At 73.5% G+C, this 18,856-nt stretch carries 16 protein-coding genes; 8 read left to right on the forward strand and 8 right to left on the reverse strand.

Going from position 1 to position 18,856, the window contains the following annotated elements:
- Positions 1-2 precede the first annotated feature (2 nt).
- From ACFYSC_RS04540 to ACFYSC_RS04555, 4 genes are all read left to right on the forward strand, one after another.
- On the forward strand, positions 3-2,060 hold the full coding sequence (locus tag ACFYSC_RS04540; protein WP_389956579.1) for a UvrD-helicase domain-containing protein: 2,058 nt from the start codon (positions 3-5) through the stop codon (positions 2,058-2,060).
- A gap of 49 nt (positions 2,061-2,109) precedes the next feature.
- Positions 2,110-3,963: a sigma factor-like helix-turn-helix DNA-binding protein gene (locus ACFYSC_RS04545; RefSeq protein ID WP_389956582.1), complete on the forward strand. Its 1,854-nt coding sequence runs from the start codon at positions 2,110-2,112 to the stop codon at positions 3,961-3,963.
- Positions 3,964-4,099: 136 nt separating this feature from the next.
- Entirely contained in the window at positions 4,100-5,479 is a 1,380-nt protein-coding gene (cysS, locus tag ACFYSC_RS04550; RefSeq protein ID WP_389956585.1) for a cysteine--tRNA ligase, read from the forward strand.
- A gap of 237 nt (positions 5,480-5,716) precedes the next feature.
- On the forward strand, positions 5,717-8,380 hold the full coding sequence (locus ACFYSC_RS04555; RefSeq protein ID WP_389957924.1) for a penicillin acylase family protein: 2,664 nt from the start codon (positions 5,717-5,719) through the stop codon (positions 8,378-8,380).
- Here the strand turns inward: ACFYSC_RS04555 and ACFYSC_RS04560 are convergent.
- The 3 genes from ACFYSC_RS04560 to mshB form a co-directional block, all read right to left on the reverse strand.
- The gene (locus ACFYSC_RS04560) at positions 8,370-8,822 is read right to left on the reverse strand and encodes a hypothetical protein (RefSeq protein ID WP_389956588.1); all 453 of its coding nucleotides are present in this window, start codon (positions 8,820-8,822) and stop codon (positions 8,370-8,372) included. The two genes, ACFYSC_RS04555 and ACFYSC_RS04560, sit on opposite strands and share 11 nt — an antisense overlap.
- Before the next feature lie 114 nt (positions 8,823-8,936).
- Positions 8,937-9,425, reverse strand: coding sequence for a DUF6113 family protein (locus ACFYSC_RS04565; protein WP_389956591.1), 489 nt, complete (start codon positions 9,423-9,425; stop codon positions 8,937-8,939).
- Between the two features lie 11 nt (positions 9,426-9,436).
- The gene (gene mshB, locus ACFYSC_RS04570; RefSeq protein WP_389956593.1) at positions 9,437-10,339 is read right to left on the reverse strand and encodes an N-acetyl-1-D-myo-inositol-2-amino-2-deoxy-alpha-D-glucopyranoside deacetylase; all 903 of its coding nucleotides are present in this window, start codon (positions 10,337-10,339) and stop codon (positions 9,437-9,439) included.
- Positions 10,340-10,522: 183 nt separating this feature from the next.
- Here mshB and ACFYSC_RS04575 point away from each other — a divergent pair, with 183 nt between their 5' ends.
- Complete coding sequence (locus ACFYSC_RS04575; protein WP_389956596.1) at positions 10,523-12,583, forward strand: prolyl oligopeptidase family serine peptidase; 2,061 nt, start codon at positions 10,523-10,525, stop codon at positions 12,581-12,583.
- Here the strand turns inward: ACFYSC_RS04575 and ACFYSC_RS04580 are convergent.
- The 3 genes from ACFYSC_RS04580 to ACFYSC_RS04590 all read right to left on the reverse strand — a co-directional run bounded on the left by ACFYSC_RS04580 (position 12,580) and on the right by ACFYSC_RS04590 (position 13,673).
- Complete coding sequence (locus ACFYSC_RS04580; RefSeq protein WP_389956599.1) at positions 12,580-12,777, reverse strand: hypothetical protein; 198 nt, start codon at positions 12,775-12,777, stop codon at positions 12,580-12,582. The two genes, ACFYSC_RS04575 and ACFYSC_RS04580, sit on opposite strands and share 4 nt — an antisense overlap.
- 338 nt (positions 12,778-13,115) lie before the next feature.
- Positions 13,116-13,337, reverse strand: a complete 222-nt coding sequence (locus ACFYSC_RS04585; protein WP_389956602.1) for a hypothetical protein — start codon at positions 13,335-13,337, stop codon at positions 13,116-13,118.
- Between the two features lie 42 nt (positions 13,338-13,379).
- Positions 13,380-13,673, reverse strand: coding sequence for a hypothetical protein (locus ACFYSC_RS04590; RefSeq protein ID WP_389956604.1), 294 nt, complete (start codon positions 13,671-13,673; stop codon positions 13,380-13,382).
- Positions 13,674-13,921: 248 nt separating this feature from the next.
- Between ACFYSC_RS04590 and ACFYSC_RS04595 the strand changes: the two genes are divergently transcribed.
- Positions 13,922-14,335 carry a GntR family transcriptional regulator gene (locus ACFYSC_RS04595; protein ID WP_389956607.1) on the forward strand — a complete coding sequence of 138 codons (414 nt, stop codon included), beginning with the start codon at positions 13,922-13,924 and terminating at the stop codon, positions 14,333-14,335.
- Between the two features lie 119 nt (positions 14,336-14,454).
- Here the strand turns inward: ACFYSC_RS04595 and ACFYSC_RS04600 are convergent, their stop codons facing one another.
- Both ACFYSC_RS04600 and ACFYSC_RS04605 read right to left on the reverse strand, forming a co-directional pair.
- Positions 14,455-16,203, reverse strand: a complete 1,749-nt coding sequence (locus ACFYSC_RS04600; protein ID WP_389956610.1) for an ABC transporter ATP-binding protein — start codon at positions 16,201-16,203, stop codon at positions 14,455-14,457.
- Positions 16,200-17,888 (reverse strand): ABC transporter ATP-binding protein, encoded by a 1,689-nt coding sequence (locus tag ACFYSC_RS04605; RefSeq protein WP_389956613.1) that lies wholly within the window; start codon positions 17,886-17,888, stop codon positions 16,200-16,202. The genes ACFYSC_RS04600 and ACFYSC_RS04605 overlap by 4 nt, the downstream gene beginning before the upstream one ends.
- Positions 17,889-17,997: 109 nt before the next feature.
- Here ACFYSC_RS04605 and ACFYSC_RS04610 point away from each other — a divergent pair, with 109 nt between their 5' ends.
- On the forward strand, positions 17,998-18,231 hold the full coding sequence (locus ACFYSC_RS04610) for an RNA polymerase subunit sigma-70 (protein WP_362943850.1): 234 nt from the start codon (positions 17,998-18,000) through the stop codon (positions 18,229-18,231).
- Positions 18,232-18,777: a Clp protease N-terminal domain-containing protein gene (locus tag ACFYSC_RS04615; protein ID WP_389956617.1), complete on the forward strand. Its 546-nt coding sequence runs from the start codon at positions 18,232-18,234 to the stop codon at positions 18,775-18,777.
- The last annotated feature ends 79 nt before the right edge of the window (positions 18,778-18,856 follow it).

Genomic DNA, 18,856 nt, shown 5'->3' on the forward strand with positions numbered 1-18,856 from the left:
CGATGCCGCGGCTCGCCATCTCCCCGGAGTTCCCCCTGGAACTCGGCGCCCTGGCCCAGCCGGCGCGCCGGGACGTCGTCGTCGCGGTGCGCCGGTTCATGCAGGGCGTGGCGGGCGCGCCGCACCCGGAGCGGATCAGGGGGGCCGGCGACCCCAGGGTCGCCACCCTCCGGCTGGCCGAGGGGCACCGCGGCGTCGTGGTCAGGCAGCGCGACGTCCACTGGCTGCTGACCGTGCTGCCCGACGCCGAGGCGTGGGCCTACGGCCGTCGCCACCGGTTCGGGGTCAACACCGCCCTGGGCGTGGTCGAGACGTGGGACGCCGAGGCGCTCGGCCGGGCCGAGCCCGCGCTGCGCCGGGCCGCGTCCGCCACCTCCGCGCGGCTGTTCGCCGACAACTGCGACACCGACCTGGCCGAGCTGGGCGTCGACCGGCGGTTGCTGCCGCTGGTCCGGCTGATCACCGACGACCTCGCCCTGGAGGCGCTGGAGCCGCTGCTGCCCCCGACGCAGTACCAGCCGCTCGCCGCGCTGGCCCGGGGCGAGTCGCTGGCCGGGGCGTGGCGGGAGCTGGACGCCTGCCGCGCGGTCCCCCCGGACGGACGCCCGATCGATCCGGACGACCTCGCCGCCGCGCTCCTGCGCAGCCCGGACCGGGCCGTCTTCGTCGGCAGCCCGCACGAGCTGAACCACGTGCTCGACGCCCCGGACTGGTGCGTGTTCCTGCACCCGCCGCAGCATCGGCTGGCCTACCACGGGCCGTACGAGCGGCCGGTGCTGGTCACCGGCGGCGCGGGCACCGGCAAGACCCTCGTGGCCCTGCACCGGGCCGCCTTCCTGGCCCGGCGCGGCGCGGGCCCGGTGCTGCTGGTCACGTTCTCGCAGAAGCTGAGCGCCGAGTTGTCCGCCCGGCTGGACCTGCTGGTCGAGGACGAGGAGGTCCGGGAGCGGATCGAGGTCGGCAACGTCGACCGCCTGGCGCACCGGGTCGTCTCCGGGGTCGAGGGGCGCGCGCCCGCGCTGGCCGACTCCGCCGACCTGGCCGCGCTCTGGGAGGAGAGCGGCGGCGGCCACAGCCCGGCGTTCCTGCTGCGCGAGTGGGAGCAGGTGGTGCTGGCGCAGAACCTGCGGACGATGGAGGAGTATCTCGCCGCGCCCCGTCCGGGCCGCGGCGTGGACCTCGGGCCCGAGGAGCGGGAGTCCGTGTGGCGGGCCGTCGAGCACGTCACCGGGCGGCTGCGGGAGCGGGGCAAGCGCACCCTGCTCCAGCTCGCGGCGGAGGCGTCGCTGCTGCTCGGCCGGACGACCGGCGACCTGCTGGGCGACGAGGCGCCGGTCCGCGAGCCGTACCGGCACATCGTGGTGGACGAGGCGCAGGACCTGCATCCGGCGCAGTGGCGGCTGCTGCGCGCGGCGGTGCCGTACGCCCCCGACGACCTGTTCATCGTCGGCGACCCCCACCAGCGCGTCCTCGACACGCGGGTGCCGCTGGGCTCGGTGGGCATCGACGCGGTGACGACGCGGCTGCGGGTGTCGCACCGGCTGCCGCAGGAGATCCTCGCCTGGGCGGTGCGGCTGCGCGGCGGCGGGCCCGCCGACGGCCTGGTGGCCGGCGTCCAGGAGATGTACGGTTTCCGCTCGCCCGGCCACGGGCCCCGCCCGATGGTGCGGGCCTACGATTCGCCGGAGGAAGAACTGACCGGTCTGGTGGTCCAGGTGAGAGAGTGGGTCCGGGACGGCGTGCCGCCGCGGGAGATCGGGGTGGCCGCCAGGACCGCCGGTCTGGTGCGCGACGCCCGGGCCGCGCTGCGCGATCTGGGGGTGGGAGTGACGACACTGCACGGAATGAAGGGTCTGGAGTTCCGGCGGGTCGCCGTGATCGGCGTGGCCGACGGGATCGTGCCCGCCCCCGGAGCGCTCACCCCCGCCGCGGAGGATCCCGCCGCGCGGGCGCACGATCTGCAGCGCGAACGCGGCCTGCTCTACGTGGCCTGCACCCGGGCCAGAGAGCTGCTCTACGTGTCTCACACGGGACGCGCCAGTCCCTTCCTTCCCACCTGACTACCTATTCTGGACTGCGGATATCTTCCCCTTTTGCGGTTGGACCCCAATGAACCTCAGCCTGAGCGACATCGTGCCACCCCTGCGCTGGACCTCCCCCGGCCAGGTGGCGCCGATCGCAACCGATCCCCGTCTCCCCGAGGCGTGGTGGCAGGCGCTACCGCTCGACCGGGCATGCGCCGCCATCGGGACCTCCGAGGTCTCAGGACGCCTGGCCGATCTCGCTTTGACGTGCTGGGGGCATCTGACGCTCGGTGACGTCCTGCCGTTGCTCAGGTTCGCCGATCCGGCCGCCAGCGTCCGCATGTCCGAGGGGCTCGGCCGCGAGGCGGTGCACGGGCTGTTCACCGAGGTGCTGGAACGGCTGCTCGAACCGGTCACCCCGGAGAGCGCCGCGGCCCGGCAGCGTCCCGCCCGGCAGGACCGGCCGCTGCCGGAGCTGATCGACGAGGTGTTCGCCGACCTGGACGAGCGGCAGCGCGCCATCGCCAGGGACCGCCTCTACGCCTCCCAGCGCGCCACGCTCGACGACCTGGCCCAGCGGTTCTCGGTGACCCGGGAGCGCATCCGGCAGATCGAGCGGGACCTGCGCGACCACGTCGAGGCGTGGCTGGCCGGCGAGGGCGCCGCGCCGTTGATGGCCCACGTGTCGTGGCTGCGGGGCCGGCTGGGTTCGGCCGTGCCCGCCGACGACCTCGCCGCGGCGGTGCCGTGGCACCGCACCGACCTCACCACGCTGGGCATCCCGGCCTGGCGGTTCGTGCGGACCCTGCTGACCGGCTACGAGCAGGTGGACGGCTGGCTGGTCGCGGGCGGGTCCGACGAGCTGCGTGAGAAGACCCGGCAGCTGTTCGCCGACGGCCCCCGTCCGCTGGACGAGGCCGTCACGCTGGTCAGCCAGCTCGGCATCCGCGAGGACGTGGCCGAGCGCTGGCTCGTCTCCGTGCCGCAGCTCCGGGTCTTCGAGAACCACGTGGTGCCGTGGCCGCGCAGCGTCAACGACAAGGCCGAGGCCGTGCTCGCGGTGGCGGGCAGCGCGCTGACGCCCGAGGAGATCCAGGAGCGCATCGGCGAGGACTACAGCCTCGTCGGCATCCGCAACCAGCTCACCGCCGACGACCGGTTCCTGCGGCTCGACCGCAACAGGTACGGCCTGGCCCGCTGGGGCGGCGACCAGTACCTCGGCATCCGGGAGATGATCGCCCGGGAGATCGAGCGGGCGGGCGGCGAGGAGTCGGTCAACACGATCGTGGCGAACCTCACCTCCCGCTACGACGTGAGCGAGAGCTCGGTCCGCGCCTACGCGGGCGGCCCCGGCTTCGAGCGCACCCAGCGCGGATGGATCCGGGTGGCCGGCGCCGAGCAGACCGACTACCAGCCGCGCCGTGACGTCTCGGCGACCCGGCGCTGCTTCCGCAGCCGCGACGGGCGCTGGTGGCACCGGGTGGACATCAACGCCGAGCACCTGCGCGGCTCGGGTTCCCCGCTGCCCACCGGGTTCGCCGCCCACCTGGGCATGGCCCCCGGCGGTCAGCTCACCGCCGCCACCCCCTCGGGCGACGTGGTGATCAGCTGGCACAACCAGCCGACGATGGGGTCGATCCGCCCGATCCTGGTGGCGGCCAACGCCTCCGAGGGTGACCACGTCTTCCTGACCGTCTCCGACGGCGGCGAGCTGCTGACCCGCTTCCTGCCGGCCGCCCCGTCGACCCTGCCGTCGCTGAACCGGGCGCTCCACCTGATCGGTTACACCGCCCCGGTCGCCTCCGAGGCCGAGGGCGTCCGGCTGATCGGCGCCCGGATCGGCCTGCCGGAGGGCTCGGGCCGCGACGAGGTCCTGGCGCGGCTGCGCGAGCGCGGCGACCGGGAGATCCTGGCCCTGCTGGACGGCACGGCCGCCTGAGCCCGGTTCGCGGTCCTTCCGCCCGGCCCCGCCCGCGGGCGGGACCGTACCCGCGGGCGGCGCCGTACCCGCGGGTGGCGCCGTACGGTCCCGGGCGGGTGGGCCGCCGCGCGCGGGCGGCGGTTAGGCTCGGGGCATGTTGCGGCTGTACGACACGCGGAACCGCCGGGTCGAGCCGGTCCTCGCCGAGGGGGCCCGCTCGATGCGCATGTACACCTGCGGGCCGACCGTCTACCGTCACGCGCACCTGGGCAACCTGCGGTCCTACCTGCTGTCGGACCTCATCCGCCGGGTCTGCGAGCGGCGCGGGGTCAGGGTGGTCGTCTGCCGGAACATCACCGACGTCGGGCACCTGGTGGACGACGCCGAGATCGACCCGACCGGCGAGGACAAGGTCCTGGCCCGGGCGCGGGCCGAGGGCCGCTCCGCCCTCGAACTCGCGCGGTCCTACGAGGAGGCGTTCGGCGCCGACACCCTCGCCCTGAACATCCGGCCGCCGGAGCACTCCCCCCGCGCCTCCGAGACGATCGAGGCGATGATCGAGCTGATCGCGAAGCTGATCGAGAAGGGACACGCCTACGCCACGCCCGACGGGTCGGTCTTCTTCGACGCCGCTTCCTTCCCCTCCTACGGCGAGATCTCCGGCAACCGGCTGGACCGGCTGCGGCCAGGCCACCGGGTGGCGGGCGTCGACGAGCGCAAGCGCTTCCACGCCGACTGGGCGCTGTGGAAGCCCGCCGACCGGGAGCTGACCTGGGAGTCGCCCTGGGGGCGCGGCTTCCCCGGCTGGCACGTCGAGTGCTCGGCCATGTCGCTGCGCTTCCTCGGCGAGCGCGTCGACGTGCACACCGGCGGGATCGACCTGCGCTTCCCCCACCACGAGGACGAGCGCGCCCAGTCCGACGCGGCCGCCGGCCGCGAGGTGGTCACCCACTGGGTCCACGGCGAGCACCTGCTCTTCGAGGGCCGCAAGATGGCCAAATCGACGGGGAACGCCGTCCTGCTCTCCGACGTCACCGAGGCGGGTCTCGATCCGCTGGCCGTACGGCTGGCGATGCTGGAGCACCCCTACCGCCGTCAGATGAACCTCACCTGGGACGTCCTGCGGGCCGCGGACCGCACCCTGCGGCGCTGGCGCTCCCGGGTGGCCGGGTGGTCGGAGTCGCCGAGCCGGCCGATGCCCGCCGAGCGGGTCTCGGCGATCGAGGACGCCTTCGACGACGACCTGGACACCCCGCTGGCCCTGCGGCTCCTGCGCGAGCTGGAGCGCGACGAGTCGATCGCGCCGGGCTCGCGGCTGGAGGCGTTCCTCCACCTCGACCGGATCCTCGCCCTGGACCTCGCGTCCGAGATCGGCCGGGCCCCGAGCCTGCCCGCGGGCGCCGCCGAGCTGCTGGACCGGCGGGAGCGGGCGCGGGAGGCCGGGGACTGGCCCGCCTCCGACCGTCTCCGCGACGAGCTGGCCGCCCTGGGCGTACGGGTGGCCGACACCCCGCAGGGCCAGATCTGGTCCTGAGGGCCGGACCGCTCGCGCTCCACCCGGTTCCCGAAGGGCCCGTGAGGGCCGGACAGAGGTCCCGCACGCCGGGTGCCAGGGCGTTCGTCGCGGTGAGGTCCCGGACCGCGCTGCCGGCCGGCCTGTGAACGGCTCTCCCGGCGGGCTCGGAAGCGGCGCTCCCGCTCCAGGGTGCTGCCAAACTTGTTCGAGCACGTCGCATAGGAGGTCTTTGTGAGGTTCCGGCCGTATGCCTGGATGCCCCGGCCGCTCAGGTGGCTGGCTCGGGCGTTCACCGTCGTGGTGGTACTCGCGGTCGTCATCGCCGGGGTGGGCGTATGGGCCGTTCGCTCGTCCTTCCCCCAGCTCTCCGGCGATCTGAAGGTGGACGGCCTGTCGGGAAAGGTCACCGTCTACCGCGACAAGTCGGGTATCCCCCAGATATACGCCGACTCCGCCGAGGACCTCCTCCTCGCCCAGGGCTACGTGCACGCGCAGGACCGCTTCTTCGAGATGGATTTCCGCCGGCACGTGACCGCCGGGCGGCTGTCGGAGATGTTCGGCTCGGCGACCCTGCCCGAGGACAAGGCCATCCGCACCATGGGCTGGCGCAGGGTGGCCGAGAAGGAGCTGCCGCTGCTCGACGAGCGGACCCGGCGCTACCTCGACGCCTACGCCAAGGGCGTGAACTCCTGGATGGAGCGCAACCGGGGCTTCGCCGACCGGAGCCTGGAGTACGCGGTCCTCAAGCTCACCAACTTCGGCTACAAGCCCGAGCCCTGGACCCCGGTGGACTCCCTCGCCTGGCTCAAGGCCATGGCCTGGGACCTGCGCTCCAACATGGACTCCGAGATCGGCCGGGCGATCGCGGCGAGCAGGCTGTCCGCCGACCGGGTCGGGCAGCTCTGGCCCGGCTACCCCTTCGGCGCCCACCAGCCGATCGTCACCCGCGGCACGGTCACCGACCGTGAGTTCGACCAGAACCGGGAGCCCGGCGACAAGGACGCCGCCACGCGGTCCGGCGCCGGGACGGACACCGGCACGGGCGCGGGCGCGCCGCCCGGCATCGGAACGGCTCCGGGCGCCCCGGCCGACGCGGGCACGGGTGCCGGCACGCCGGCCGACGCCGCGGGCACGGGTGCGCCGGCCGGTACCGGGGTGGAGGCGCTGGCCCGCGCCTCGCGGGTACTGCGGGCGGTGCCGAACCTGATGGGCGACAGCGCCGACCCGAGCGGCATCGGCTCCAACTCCTGGGTGGTCGGCGGCTCGCACACCGGGTCCGGCAAGCCGCTGCTGGCCAATGACCCCCACCTGTCGGCCAACATGCCCTCGGTGTGGTACCAGGCCGGACTGCACTGCCGTACGGTGAACGCCGGGTGCCCGTTCGACGTCACCGGGTTCACCTTCTCCGGCGTGCCCGGCGTGATCATCGGCCACAACGACCGGATCGCCTGGGGCTTCACCAACCTCGGGCCCGACGTCGCCGACCTGTACCTGGAGCGGACCAAGGACGACACCTACCAGTACATGGGCGCCTGGAAGCCGCTGACCACGAGGACCGAGACGATCCGGGTGGCGGGCGGCGACCCGGTCCGCCTCAAGGTCCGCGAGACCATGCACGGGCCGATCGTGTCCGACGTCATGGACGACGTGAAGGACACCATGACCGGCGCCGACTCCGCCTTCGGGGAGAAGGCCGACGCCGTGGCGCTGAAGTGGACGGCGCTCGAACCCGGCCGGACCGCCGACGCGATCTTCGAGCTGAACACCGCCCGCAACTGGCAGCAGTTCCGCGCCGCGGCGAGCAGGTTCGAGGTGCCCGCGCAGAACCTCGTCTACGCCGACGTCGACGGCAACATCGGCTACCAGGCGCCCGGCCGCATCCCGGTGCGCAGCCGGGGCGACGGCACCTGGCCGGTGCCGGGCTGGACCGGGGAGTACTCCTGGAAGGGCGTCATCCCGTTCGACGAGCTGCCCAGCGCCTACAACCCGCCCGAGGGCTACATCGTGACGGCCAACAACGCCGTCATCGACCCCGAGCGCTACCCGAACCTGCTCACCAAGGACTGGTCGTACGGCTACCGCTCCCAGCGCATCGCCGACCGGCTGAAGGACGAGCTGAAGAAGGGCAAGGTGGACGCCTCGACGATGGGCGAGATCCAGAAGGACAGCCGCAACGGCTTCGCCCCCGTCCTGGTGCCCAGACTGCTGGACGTGAAGGTGGCCGGCGGCGCCGCGGACGCCCGCGAGCTGCTGAGCGACTGGGACTACTCCCAGGGCGCCGACTCCGGGCCCGCGATGTACTTCAACGCCGTCTGGCGGCACCTGCTCATCGAGACGTTCAACGACGACCTGCCCGAGGGCGCCCGGCCGACCGGCGGGGACCGCTGGTTCGAGGTGGTCCGCCTCATGCTGGAGACGCCCGACGACCCGTTCTGGGACGACTCCCGCACCAAGGGCGTCGAGACCCGCGACGACATGCTGCGGAGCGCCATGGCCCTGGCCTACGACGAGCTGCGCGACCGCCTCGGCCCGGACGTCAGGGCCTGGCGCTGGGGCGACCTGCACACGCTGACGCTCACCAACCAGACCTTCGGCACCTCGGGGATCGCCCCGATCGAGTGGCTGTTCAACCGGGGGCCGTTCGCGGTGGGCGGCAGCAAGGACGCGGTCGACGCGGCCGGGTGGGACGCCCAGAAGGACTACTCGGTGCAGACGGTGCCCTCCATGCGCATGGTGGTCGACCTGTCGGACCTGGACAGGTCGCAGTGGATCAACCTCACCGGGGCGTCGGGGCACGCCTTCCACGACAACTACGCCGACCAGGCGCCGCTGTGGGCCGACGGGAGGACCGTCCCGATGCCCTTCCACGAGGAGGCGGTGAAGAAGGCGGCCACCCACACCCTGACGCTCAACCCCTGACGGATCCCGGCCGGTCCCGCGGCGGGCGGGACCGGCGCCAGCGCGGCGGGCGGCGGGGGTAGCCGCCGTCCTCCAGGCCGGCCAGCCGCTCGAAGACGTTCCAGGCCGCCTGGTGGCCGCTGAGCAGCAGGGACACCACGGCCGCGACGCCGTACGCCGGGAGCATGGGCAGGCCCAGGCAGGCCGCGTACTGCGAGGTGTGCCGGGCCTCGTGCCGGAGCAGCGCCCCGGTGAGGTAGCCCTCGTCGTGCCTGGTCAGCACCACGTTGCCGACGGTGAACGCGCCCGCGATCGGCAACGGCAGGCGGTAGCCGTGGGCGAGGACCAGCCCGCCGGGGCCCGGCGCGGTCCTGGCCCGGCCCGCCCGCGCCACCAGCAGCCCCAGCGGCGTGGACAGGTTCGCGTAGTTGACCGCCCGCCGTACCCGATACAACCGCCGCATACCGCACATTGTGCGCCCCCTCCGAATCCCCGTCACGGCCCGTCCGGTATGGCCCCGGCAACCGGGAGACGGCGGCCCGGAAATGGGCTCCGCGGGACGCCCGACGGCGGTCGGTCAGGAACCGGTGCCGCGCTCCCCCGGGGCCCGTCCGGCCGGGCCGGCGCCGAGGGAGCGCTGGGTGAGCAGCCACGAGCCGCCGCGGGTCGACGGGGTGAGCAGGACCGCGACCAGCGCCGCGAGCAGGCCGCCGTAGAGGTAGACGTAGCTCGACAGGTCGTCCGCGATGACGACGTCGCCCTCGGGCCGCCGGCCCATCCAGATCATCGTGACCACCAGCCAGGCCGCCGCGGGCGTCAGCGCCCCCAGCTTCCCGCCCGTCATCCGCCCGCCGACGTGACAGGCGGCGAACAGCACGGCGACGCAGCCGACGGCCGAGATCGGGACGGGCCAGAGATACCACGAGTGCTGGAAGGCGCCCACGACCCCGGAGACGAGCCCGAACAGGACGAGCACGCCGTACGACGCCGCAGTGACCGTCGCCTCCGACGGCCCCCGCCGGGCCGGGTTCCGCTCCTGCGCGTCCTGCGCGGGCATGGGGTCCATGGGGATCGAGGCTAGTCGATGCCGGCGAACAGGTCGTCCTCCAGCTTGTACGGCTCCCCCAGGCCACCGGCCTCGACCGGCAGCGAGGGCGTCGCCGGGCCCGAGGCCCCGGCCCGCAGCACGAAGTGCTCCACCCTCGCCACCTCCTGGCAGACGTCGTTGGACAGGGCGAACCAGGGGGCGTCCACGGTGATCTGGGTGGCGTGCGCCCGCATCGCGGCGAGCTTGTGCCCGAAGTACGCGCGGACGTCGACCTCGGTGGTGATCTCCTCGTCCGCGCGGCCGGGTGCCGAGTCCGCGTCCTCGACGCGGAACCGCGTCCCGGTCGCCCGCATCGCCTCGACCGCCCGGCGCGTCGTGGAGCGGGCGACCGCCGTCAGGTAGAACTTGGCGATCCGCCAGGGCTCGCCCTCGCCGAACGCCGGGTCGGCGGCCAGCTCGAAGGCCCGCCAGGAGACGCGGTGGGCCTGGATGTGGTCGGGATGGCCGTAGAAGCCGTCCTCGTCGTAGGTGACGAGCACCTGGGGCCGCACCTCGCGGATGACCTTCACCAGCTCCCCGGCGGCCTCGTCGAGACCGGCCCGCCAGAAGGCCCCGGGACGGTCGTTGGAGGGGACGCCCATCATCCCGGAGTCGCGCCAGCGTCCCCGGCCGCCCAGGAAGCGGTGGTCGGCGACCCCCAGCTCCCGGCAGGCGGCGGCCAGTTCCCCGGCGCGGTGCCCGCCGAGGGCGTCGTCGCGGTCGGCCGCCAGGTGCGCGAGCTCCGGCGGGATGACCTCGCCCTCCTCGCCGAGCGTGCAGGTCACCAGCGTGACGTGTGCGCCTTCGGCGGCGTACCTGGCCATGACGCCTCCGGTGCCGATCGACTCGTCGTCGGGGTGGGCGTGTACGAGCAGCAGGCGCCGGTCAGTCATGGCTCAGAGGTTATCCGGCGCCCGATCCCCGCCCGGCACCGACACGGCCGCTCCCGGCGGCCTCCCCGGATCCCGCCCGCCGGGTCCCGCCGGTCCTCGCGGACGCGCGCCGGTCCTCGGGGTACGCCCGGACGTCCGGCGGCACCTCCGCCCCGGGAAGGCGGAGCTGGCAAGATGGCTCACATGAGTGAGAGCTTTCCTCGTCTTCACGCCAGGACCCGCCGGTTCACCCTCGGGGCGCCGCGCGGTTTCACCATCGCCCCCGGCGGGGATCGCGTCGTCTTCCTGCGGTCCAAGGGCGGATCCGACCCGGTCACCTGCCTGTGGGAGTACGACGTCGCCGGCGGCCGGGAGCGGCTGATCGCCGACCCGCGCGCCCTGGCGGGCGGCGAGGAGGACCTGCCGCCCGAGGAGCGGGCCCGCCGGGAGCGCAGCCGGGAGCAGGCGGGCGGCATCGTCGGCTACAGCACCGACGCCGCGGTGACCACGGCGGCCTTCGCGCTCTCCGGGAGCCTGTACGCCGCCGACCTGAGGACCGGCGGGGTGCGCCGGCTGAAGACCGCCGGGCCGGTGATCGACCCGCGGGTGTCGCCCAACGGCGGTTACGTCGCCTACGTCACCGGCGGCGCGCTGCACGTCCAGGACCTGGAGGACGAGGTCGACCACGTGCTGGCCCGGCCGGAGTCGCCCGAGGTGACGTACGGCCTGGCGGAGTTCATCGCCGCCGAGGAGATGAACCGCATGCGGGGCTACTGGTGGTCCCCGGCCGGTGACGCGCTGCTGGTCGAGCGGGCCGACGTCTCACCGGTCGAGCTGTGGCACATCGCCGACCCGGCCAACCCGTCCCGCCCGGCCGTCGAGCAGCGCTACCCGTCGGCGGGCACGCCGAACGCGAAGGTCGAGCTGTTCGTGCTGTCCCTGGACGGCTCGCGGGTCGCCGTGCCGTTCACCGACGAGTACCTCGTCAACGCCGTCTGGGACGCCCACGGCCCCATGATCGTCACCATGCCGCGCGACCAGCGGTCCAAGCGGCTGTTCGCCGTCGATCCGGCCACCGGCGCCACCACCCCGCTGCGGGAGGACACCGACCCGGCCTGGGTGGAGGTCTACACCGGCGTGCCCGGCCGTCTCACCGACGGGTCCGTGGTCTGGGTCGCCGCCTCCGAGGGCGGCCACCGCCTGTTCGTCGGCGACGAGCCGGTCACCCCCGCCACGCTCCAGGTCCGCGAGGTCCTCGACATCGAGGGCGACACCGTGCTGTTCCGGGCGAGCGGCGAGCCCACCGAGATCGCCCTGTGGGCCTACCGGGACGGCCGAATCACCCTGGTCAGCCCGGCCGGGAGCGGCGTCTACAGCGGTCACACCGCGGGCGGCACCCTCGTGCTCACCGCCCAGGCGATGGACCTCGAAGGCGCGATGACGACCGTCCTGCACCACGGCAGGCAGTGCGGCCACATCCCCTCCTACGCCGAGCGGCCCGGCCTGGACCTGCGGGTCTCCCTGATCCGGGCGGGCGAGCGCGACCTGTCCACCGCCGTGATCTTCCCGACCGGGCACGAGCCCGGCTCGGCGAGGCTGCCGGTCCTGATGGACCCGTACGGCGGGCCGCACGCCCAGCGCGTGCTGGCCGCCTCCGGCGCCTACCTGACCAGCCAGTGGTTCGCCGACCAGGGTTTCGCCGTGGTCGTGGCCGACGGCCGGGGCACCCCGGGCCGCGGGCCCGAATTCGAGCGGGCCATCCTCAACGACCTGGCCACCGCGCCCCTCGAAGACCAGGTGGACGCCCTGCACGGCGCCGCCGCCCGGTTCCCCGACGACCTCGACCTGTCGCGGGTCGCCATCCGCGGCTGGTCCTTCGGCGGCTTCCTGGCGGCGCTGGCGGTGCTGCGCCGCCCGGACGTGTTCCACGCGGCGGTGGCCGGCGCCCCGGTGACCGACTGGCGGCTGTACGACACCTGCTACACCGAGCGTTACCTCGGTCAGCCGGGCGACGGGCACTACGAGGCGTCGTCGCTGTTCGCCGACGCCGAGAAGCTGGAGCGTCCGCTGCTGCTGATCCACGGCCTGGCCGACGACAACGTGGTGGCCGCGCACACGCTGCGGCTGTCGTCCGCCCTGCTGGCGGCCGGCCGCCCGCACACCGTGCTGCCGCTGTCGGGCGTCACCCACATGACGCCCCAGGAGGTCGTGGCGGAGAACCTCCTGCTCCTCCAGGTCGACTTCCTCAAGAAGGCCCTGGGCTAACGGCCCGGCGAGGAACCCGCCGGCCCCTCCGCGACGGACGGGACCGGCGGGTCCTCTTCCGCCTTCTCCCGGCGTGCCGCGTACTCCCGGACCTCGGCCAGGAGTTCCCGCTTCCCGGCTCGGACGGCCTCCTCACCGCCGGCTCGCCGTACATGCTCGGCCCGGACGTCCTTCCACCGCACGTATCCACCCACGCGGCGCTCCTCCTGGCGTGTTCCTCTGGAGCGGACAGGCTATGGCCCGCCTCGAACCCGCTGCTCAACCGGTCGAATGCTTCCAGGTCCCGGATCGAGGGAACCTGCGCGCCTCCCCCGCCCCTGCGGACCGCTGGTGTCTCCGGGGAAGGCCGGTCCCGTCTACGGGGAACGCGCGGAGCGGTGACCGACGGGGGCGACGGACACCGCTCCCGAGACCGGTCGTGAGACTGCGCGGTCCGCATGGGCGGGGGAGGCCGAGGGCCGGGAGCCGTGTGGGACGGCTCCCGGCAGGCGGGGCGGCGAGATCCCTCCTTTCCCGCCGCCCCGCCCGTCTTTCAGCAGGCGTGCCCGGACAGCACCGCCGTCCAGACCGCCTGAGCCTCGATGATCGTCTTGGGCGCGGTCTCCTGGACGTGGGGTGCGCCGGTGAGCTGGACCGCCCGGCGTAGGAACGCCCGCCCACCGCCGAGGCACAGTTCATAGACCGTCGCCCGGCAGGGGCAGGTCCAGGCCACCGGCCGTACCCGTACCAGCGATCGGTACGGCGCCCGCCACACCAGTCGCTCGCAGCCGTGCCATGTGGGGGCTTAAACAGTGGCTCACCGCGGGCATGCGCCGCGCTCCTCCGGCTCCGTCGGGTGCTCGCGGCGCAGGTCGGCATAGCGCCGGGCGACCCGCCGGGCGGCCTTGGCGGGCTCCAGCGCCGAATGCCCGGCGTAGACGGGACGGCGCTGGCGGGCGTTCCATTCGGTGCGCCACCAGAAGCGCCGCCCGTCGCACCAGACGAGCAGGTCCACCCACACCGCCACGACCGCCAGGCCGTACCCGTCGTGAACGTCGGCGGTGATCTCATGCTCGGCCAGAGCGGCGCGGAGCGCCTCAGCGGCATCCACCGGTTCAATCTCACCGAGGGAGAAAGCGGTCACCATTGTCCCTGTCGGGGTGTCCCGTGCGGGAATCATCTGCTCTTCGTGGCGGCCACATCCACATTGAGCCGTCTGGCCTGCTCCGTAGGGCAGGGCGTTGGTTCCTGAAGTGTCATGGCCCACTCCTCAAGACGAGGTCACGTCTCCTCGAATGAGGCTACATACGTACGTACCTGCAACCGTAACTACGTACACTGCTACGTAACTTCGATGCCATGGCCATCGACCCCAGCGCCGACCGCCCGGTCTACAAGCAGCTCGCCGACCTGATCCGGGCACGCATCGAAGAGGGAAGGCTCCGCCCGGGGCAGAGGCTCCCCGCGGAGAGCGACTACGTGGCCGAGTTCGGCATCTCCCGCGACTCCGTCCGCAGGGCCATGGCCGTACTCAGAGGAGAAGGACTGATCGTGACCGAGCTACGAGGCTCACGGGTCCGCGATGCCGGCGAGGCCGTCATCGTTCAGCTGGCCCCGGGCGCTCAGGTCACCGCCCGCATGCCGACCGAGCCGGAACGCAAGCAGCTCGGCGTGGCCGAAGGCGTACCCGTCCTGGTCATCACCGAGCCGGACGGAGAGACCCGCCTCCTTCCCGGGGACCGGACCATCCTCAAAATCGACGCCCAGAGCTAAGCCCACGCACACCACGATCACCGGCAAAAAGCATCAGGAGCCACTTGAGACCAATGCCTACCGGATGAGAATTCCTCATTTCGAGCATCGCACCTGACGTGGAGGTCGCCGAGATCACCTCACCGGCGCGGGGTGCCGTGCCAGCTGCTCCACAGGGCGGCGTACGAGCCGCCCGCCGCGACCAGCTCGTCGTGGGAGCCCAGTTCGCTGATCCGGCCGTCCTCGACCACCGCGACCCGGTCGGCGTCGTGCGCCGTGTAGAGGCGGTGGGCGATGGCGATCACCGTACGCCCGTCGAGGACGGCGGCCAGCGACCGCTCCAGGTGGCGGGCGGCCCTGGGGTCGATCAGCGAGGTCGCCTCGTCCAGGACCAGCGTGTGCGGGTCCGCCAGGACCAGCCGGGCGAGGGCGATCTGCTGGGCGTGGGCAGGCGGGACCGCGTGGCCGCCGGAGCCGACGACCGTGTCCAGGCCGTCGGGCAGGGCCGCGACCCACTCGGCGGCGTCCACCGCGGCGAGCGCCGCGTGGACGGCGTCGTCGTCGGCGTCCGGACGGGCGATCAGCAGGTTGTCGCGCAGGGTGCCCCGGAAGACGTGGTGCTCCTGGGTCACCAGGGCGACGTGGCCGCGCAGGCCGTCCAGCGGCAGCTCGACCAGCGGGACGCCGCCGACGGTGACCTCGCCGTCGCGCGGGCCGTGGACGCCCGCGAGCAGCCGGCCCAGCGTGGACTTGCCCGCGCCGGAGGGGCCGACCATGGCCAGCCGCTCCCCCGGCCGGACCACCAGGTCGATGCCGTGCAGGACGTCGTGGCCCTCGCGGTAGGCGTAGCGGACGCCGTCGGCCCGCATCTCCTCGCCGTCCGGGACGCGCGCGCCGGGCGCGCGGTCGTCGGGCACCTCGGCGACGCCCAGCAGGCGGGCCATGGAGGCGCCGCCGACCTGGAGCTCATCGATCCACATGAGCAGCCGGTCCAGCGGGTCGATGAGCTGCTGGACGTAGAGGGTGGCGGTGGTGACCTGGGCCAGCGTGACCCAGCCGTTCGTGTGGAACAGGCCGCCGATGACCAGGGTCGCCGCGATCGGGATGACGTAGCCCATCTCCACCGCGGGGAACCAGACCGTGCGCAGGCCCAGGGTGTAGCGCTCGGCCGCCCAGGAGCGGGCGATGTCGTCGTCGGTACGGCGGTGCCTGCGCTCCTGCAGGCCGAGGGCCTCCACGGCGCGGGCGCCGTTGACCGTCTCGGCCAGGCCGTCGGTCATGTCCGCGTAGGCGGCGCTCTCACGCAGGTAGCCGTCGCGCGCCCGCTTGAGGTACCACCGGGTGGTGAACCACAGGACCGGTACGGCCAGCAGCGAGGGCAGCACCAGCAGCGGCCCGGCGACCAGCAGCGCGCCGATGGTGATCACGCAGGTGACCAGCGCGATCAGTGTCTCGGGCACGGCGCGCCGTACGGTGCGCGACAGCGAGTCGACGTCGCGGGAGGTGCGGGAGATCAGGTCTCCCGAGCCGGCCCGCTCGACGGTGGACAGCGGCAGGTCGAGCACCCGGCCGACGAACTCCTCGCGCAGCTCGGCGAGGACCTTCTCGCCGAGCGCGGAGGAGGCGTAGACGGCGTACCTGATCAGCACCGCCTGGGCGGCCAGGAACGCGGCGATGCCGAGCGCGACCGCCGTGACGTTCACCCCGGTGCCGTCCTGCACGTCCTGGACCAGCCGGCCCAGCAGCCACGGCACGGCCAGGCCCGCGACGGCGGCCAGCGCGTGCAGGCCGAGCGCCAGCGACAGGGCGCGCGGGTACTTCAGGGTGAGCCGGCGCGCGTAGGCGCGGACCTGCGCCTCCCCCGCGACCGGGAGGATTTTTTTACTCACGATTCTCCTCGGGTCACGACGGCGGCGTAAGCAGGGGTGGTGGCGAGGAGGTCGCGGTGGGTGCCCTGGGCGCGCACCACGCCGCCCTCGACGTAGATCACGTGGTCGGTGCGGTCGAGCACCAGCGGGCTGGTCGTGCAGACCAGCGTGGTACGGCCCGCCCGCGCCTTGGCCAGCCGGTCGGCGACGCGGGCCTCGGTGTGGGCGTCCACCGCGCTGGTGGGCTCGACGAGGATCAGCACCTCCGGGTCGGCGAGCAGCGCCCGGACCAGACGGAGCCGCTGCCGCTGGCCGCCGGAGAACTCCCGGCCCGACTCGGCGACGTGCCCGTCGAGGCCGTCGGGCAGCGCGTCGACGATGTCGGTGGCGCACGCGGCGTACAGCGCGTCGGCGAGGTCGTCGTCGGAGGCCGTGCCGGCGATGTCCAGCTCGTCGCGGAGGGTTCCGGCGAAGAGCGCGGCGTCGTTGTCGGCGACCAGGATGCGGCGGCGCACCTCGGCGATCGGCAGGGTGTCGAGCCGCACGTCGCCGAAGTCCACGTCGCCGTCGCGGTAGCGGCCGAGCCGGTCGGCGATCACGGCGGCCTCCTCGGGCGTGGGGGCGGCGATGGCGGTGAACGTGCCGGGCCGTACGGCGACGCCGGAGGCCACGTCGCGCAGCAGTCCGCCCGGGGAGGTCGCGGCGCCGCCGTCCACCTCGGGTTCGAGAGAGAGGATGCGCACCACCCGGCGGGCGGCGACGTGTCCCTTGGTGAACTTGTCGGCCGCCTCGATGAGCGTCCGCAGGGGGGTGATCAGGAAGGCGGCGTAGCCGTAGAAGGCGACGAGCTGGCCGACGGTGATCTCGCCCCGCGTCGCGAAGGTCGCGCCCAGCCAGGTGACCGCGGCGATCAGCAGGCCGGGCAGCAGGATCTGCGCGCCCTCCAGCAGCGACTCGACCGAGGCGACCCGCACGCCGGCCCGCCGTACCCGCTGGGACTCGGTGACGTAGCGGTCGGCGAAGACCTGCTCGCCGCCGATGCCGCGCAGCACCCGCAGGCCGGCGACGATGTCGGCGGCGCGGGTGGACAGCTCGCCCGTCAGGTCGCGATGGGCGTGCTGACGCCGGTTCAGCGGGCGCAGCAGCGGCGTGACGGCGAGGGCCATGGCCGGGACGCCGACGAGCACGGTCAGGCCGAGCGGCAGCGAGGTGCCGATCAGGATGACCGTCACCGCGACGACGGCGACGACCGAGCCGCTGCCGCGCAGCAGGATGTCCATCGCGTTGCCGATGTGGGCGATGTCGGAGTTGCCGACGCTGACGACCTCGCCGGTGGACATGCGCTTGGGCAGGGTCGCGCCCAGCCGGGTGGCCTGCCGTACGGTGACCTGGACGGTGCGGTAGGCCCCGGCCAGCCAGTTGTAGACGGCCATCCGGTGGCGCAGGATCCCGGCGGCCGACTGGAGGGCGCCGAGGCCCAGCAGCACGAGGCCCCAGGTGAGCAGGGCGGAGGTGTCCCGGATCCGGACGGCGTCGATGCCCCTGCCCATCACCATGGGCACGAACGCCATCGCCAGCCACCACAGGGTGGAGTACCCGGCGCCGATGAGCAGGGGGCCGGCCTGGTTGCGGGCGACCCAGCACAGGTACCGGAACGGACTGCGGGCGTCAGGAGTGCCGGGATCGGCGACAGGTAAGGAGCGCATGGCTCTCATAGCCTGACAAGATCCCCTCTCACCAGGCAAATCATTTTCCGGCAAACGATCACGTCAACTCTGGTTGACACAATCACCGCGTCAACCTAAATTGACAGACATGAGCGACACGGCACAGCTGGCCTCCGACGCCGGCAGCCGCGACCCCGCCGTCGGCCTCCGGGCCGTGCGGGCGCTGCGGATGCTCGTCGACCGACTGGAGGCCCTACAGGTGGACAACGCCCGCGAGCAGGGCTGGTCCTGGCAGGAGATCGCGCACTGCCTGGAGGTCAGCCGGCAGGCGGTGCACAAGAAGTACGCGGGCGGCCGCGGGCTGCTGAGGAGGGAGAGGTAGATGTTCGAACGGTTCCAGGGGGACGCCCGGCAGGCGGTTGTCGGCGCCCAGGAGAACGCCCGCAGGCTGAACCATCGCGTCATCGGTCCCGAGCACATCCTGCTCGGCCTGCTCGACCGGCCCCAGAGCCTCGCCGCGCGGGTCCTCGCCCGCCACGGGCTCGACCACGACCGTGCCTACCGGGAGGTCGCCCGCCTGGCCCCGCCGCCGGGCGGCGGCCTCGACGCCGAGGCGCTGGAGACCATCGGCATCGACCTCTCGGCCGTCCGGGAACGGGTCGAGGCCGTCTTCGGCCCCGGGGCCCTGGACCGCGGATCCGCGCGGGGCCGGCGGCCCGGCGGGCACATCCCGTTCAGCCCCCGGGCGAAGAAGACGCTGGAGCTGTCACTGCGCGAGGCCGTACGCCTCAAGCACGGACACATCTCCGACGGCCACGTCCTGCTGGGGATCCTGCGCGAGGGCCAGGGCGTGGGCGCGCGCGTCATCACCGGCGCGGGCATCGACACCGAGACCCTCCGCCGGGAGATCACCGCCGAACTCGGCTGACGGACGACCACGGTGCGGGAGGCGCCTCCCCCCGGCGCCGGACCCCAGGCACGACAGGGCCCGGACACGGCGAAGCGGG

It is taken from the genome of Streptosporangium sp. NPDC004379, from assembly GCF_042873875.1.
Classification (GTDB): Bacteria; Actinomycetota; Actinomycetes; order Streptosporangiales; family Streptosporangiaceae; genus Streptosporangium.